Genomic DNA, 3,460 nt, shown 5'->3' with positions numbered 1-3,460 from the left:
AGCTTCGCCGGCCCCTGGGCTGCACCCGGCATGATCGCCAAGGTGCTCAAGCAGTCGGTGCAGCCCAACTCCCCCATCCGATTCTCCCCCCTGCCCGAACCGCACAAGGTCGCATGGGTGCTGCAATGGATGCGCAATTGCAATGCCGAGCGCTTCCGCATCAACAAGCTGCGCATGCAGCGCGTCGCGCATTACAGCCTGCGCTGCTTGCGCGAGATCGCGGCCAGCGAACCGATTCCCTCGTTCGACTTCCACGAGGGTGGCGTGCTGCAAGTCTTTCGTACGCAAGCCGAACTGGACCTCGGCCGACTTGCGGCCAAGACGCTGGAAGAATACGGCGTGCCCTGGCGGATCCTGGCCCCCGAAGAGATCCCTGCTGTCGAGCCGGCCATGGCCCACAGCGAGGCGACGATGTCAGGCGCCCTGCACCTGCCGGCGGATGCTTCCGGCGACAGCCACAAGTTCGCCGTCGGCCTCGCGGGCTTGTTGCAACAGCGCGGGGTCGCGTTTCACTACAACGTCGAAATCCAGTCCCTGGTCCACGCCGGAGACGCCATCGCCTCGGTCCGCACGTCTCGAGGTGAACTGCATGCCGATGCCTACGTCGTCGCGCTGGGCAGCTACGCTCCCTTCCTGTTGCGCCCGCTCGGCCTGAACCTGCCGGTCTATCCGCTCAAAGGCTATTCCATCACCGTGCCCGTGTCCGAGCCCGATGCGGTGCCTCGCATGGCGGTCATGGACGAGCACTACAAGATCATGATCTCGCGCCTGGGCGATCGCATCCGCGCTGCCGGCATGGCTGAGCTCACGGGCTATGGCCTGTCTCTCGATCCCGCGCGCCAGGCCTTGTTGACCCGCGTCGTGCGCGAGCTATTCCCGCATGGCCTGGACTGGAGCCGGGTGGAATTCTGGGCCGGGCTGCGGCCCATGACGCCGGACGGCCCGCCCATCCTGGGGCGCACCCGGTGGGGCAACCTGTTCCTGAACAGCGGACACGGCTCCAACGGCTGGACCCAGTCGTGCGGCACGTCCAAGATCGTGGCCGACATCGTATCGGGCCGCACGCCCGAGATCGACCTGGACGGACTGACGGCCGAGCGATTCCACGCCTGACCTGCAAGCCTGCCTTGTTTCGCTTACTTTTTTTACCTCGCCGTAGGAGACGCCGGCCCGCGCCTGTAGCATGCTATGGGTCAGCTCACCGCGGAAGAAGCACATGGCAAACGGGCAATACCGGCTCGCCGAAGGCCGCCCCTATCCCTTGGGAGCGACGTGGGATGGAAAGGGCACTAATTTCGCGCTGTTCTCCGCCCACGCGACAAAGGTCGAGCTCTGCCTGTTCGACGCAGGCGGCCGCGAGATCGAGCGGATAGAACTACCAGAGTTCACGGACGAAATCTGGCACGGCTATTTGCACGGCCTTCAACCCGGAACCTTGTATGGCTACCGCGTGCACGGCCCCTACGTTCCGGACGAGGGCCATCGCTTCAACCCCAACAAACTCCTGCTCGACCCGTATGCGAAGGCGCACTCGGGACACTTGCAATGGGCACCCGAAGTCTTTGGCTATCGTATCGGCGACCCGGACGGCGACTTGTCCTTCGACGAGCGGGACAGTGCGCCTTTCGTCCCCAAATGCATGGTGGTGGACAGCGCCAGCGGCGAGCGCCCGGACCGGCTACGCGTCCCCTGGGACATGACGGTGATCTACGAGCTGCACGCGGCAGGCTATACCAAGCTGCATCCGGCCGTTCCGCCGGAGTTGCGCGGAACCATCGCCGGATTGCAGCATCCGGAAGTCGTCGGCTACATACGCAGCCTTGGCGTCACGTCGGTCGAACTGCTGCCGGTGCACACCTTCGTCAACGACAATCACCTGCTCGAGAAAGGACTGACCAATTATTGGGGCTATAACACCCTCGGATTTTTCGCACCAGACCCGCGCTATTTCGCCGGCCATCCTGTGCAAGAATTCACGAGCATGGTGGATCGCTTCCACGCCGCAGGACTGGAAGTCATCATGGATGTGGTCTACAACCACACGGCCGAGGGCAATGAGCTCGGCCCGACGCTCTCGTTCAAAGGCATCGACAACGCTTCGTACTACCGGCTGCTGCCCGATCAGCGCCGCTATTACATCAACGATACGGGAACTGGCAACACGCTGAACCTGAGCCACCCCCGCACGCTGCAAATGGTTACCGACAGCCTGCGCTACTGGGCCACTGAGATGAAGGTGGACGGTTTCCGTTTCGACCTAGCCACCATACTCGGCCGTGAAACGCATGGCTTCGACGAAGGGGGAGGATTCCTCGACAGTTGCCGCCAGGACCCTGTGCTCTCGAGCGTGAAACTCATCGCGGAGCCTTGGGATTGCGGGCCGGGCGGCTATCAGGTGGGCGGCTTTCCACCGGGATGGGCGGAATGGAACGATCGCTTCCGCGACACGGTGCGCAGTTTCTGGAAGGGAGACCCTGGAACTGCCGCAGACTTTGCCACCCGCATCACGGCCTCGGGCGACAAATTCAATCGGCGCGGGCGCAAACCCTGGGCCAGCGTCAATTTCATTACGGCGCACGATGGCTTCACCTTGAACGATCTCGTCTCCTACAACGAGAAACACAACGAAGCCAACGGCGAAGACAACCGGGACGGCCATTCCGACAACCGCTCGTGGAATTGCGGTGCCGAAGGGCCGACCGATGACCCGTCCATCCTGGCCCTGCGCGAACGCCAGAAGCGCAACATGCTGGCGACGCTGCTGTTGTCGCAAGGCACGCCCATGATGCTTGCCGGCGACGAATTCGGACGAACGCAGCGCGGCAACAACAACGCCTACTGCCAGGACAACGAAATCAGCTGGGTGGACTGGGAGGGGATAGACGATGCCGGACGCGCCCTGCAAGAGTTCGTGCGCAAGCTGACCTATTTGCGGCGGCGCCTGCCGGTGCTCAGGCGGAACCGCTTCCTGACAGGCGAGTACAATGAGGCATTGGACGTCACCGACGTCCAATGGCTTTCGCCTGCCGCCACGCCCCTGACGGGCGAGCAATGGGCAGATGAGTCCATGCGCTGCTTCGGCATGCTCATCGACGGCCGTGCGCAAGCGACCGGCATCAAGCGCCCCGCTTCGGATGCAACCTTGTTGTTGGTGTTCAACGCCCATCACGACGCCGTCAACTTCACGCTCCCCGACGTACCAGGACCCGACGTTTGGACCTGCCTGCTGGACACCAATATGCCGGTACGGGAAGACCTACCCGTATTCAGTGCCGGCGACGTTTACCAAGTCACGGCACATTCGCTTTTGCTGTTCGCGCTCGAAGCGAAGGGGGCTTCGGCACGCGTGTTTGCAACCATCGAAACGCGCCTGACGGACACCTCGGAAACGGCTGCCGGCTAAGCCCGCCCCAGGATTTTTCGTCTTTGCCCAACGCGGGTACAATGGCGCGCTCAACGT

General features: G+C 63.1%; 2 protein-coding genes. Both read left to right on the top strand.

The window, feature by feature from the left end; all coding sequences use genetic code 11:
• The coding region (locus tag IRZ12_RS16665) for a D-amino acid dehydrogenase (RefSeq protein WP_296470921.1) at window positions 1–1,113 on the top strand (1,113 nt) is incomplete at its 5' end.
• A 103-nt stretch (window positions 1,114–1,216) separates the two neighbouring features.
• Entirely contained in the window at window positions 1,217–3,403 is a 2,187-nt protein-coding gene (gene glgX, locus IRZ12_RS16660) for a glycogen debranching protein GlgX (protein WP_296470919.1), read from the top strand.
• Window positions 3,404–3,460: the final 57 nt, after the last annotated feature.

It is taken from the genome of Pigmentiphaga sp. (assembly GCF_019689535.1).
Lineage (GTDB): Bacteria > Pseudomonadota > Gammaproteobacteria > Burkholderiales > Burkholderiaceae_B > Pigmentiphaga.
This window is presented reverse-complemented; position numbering and strand designations above follow the sequence as displayed.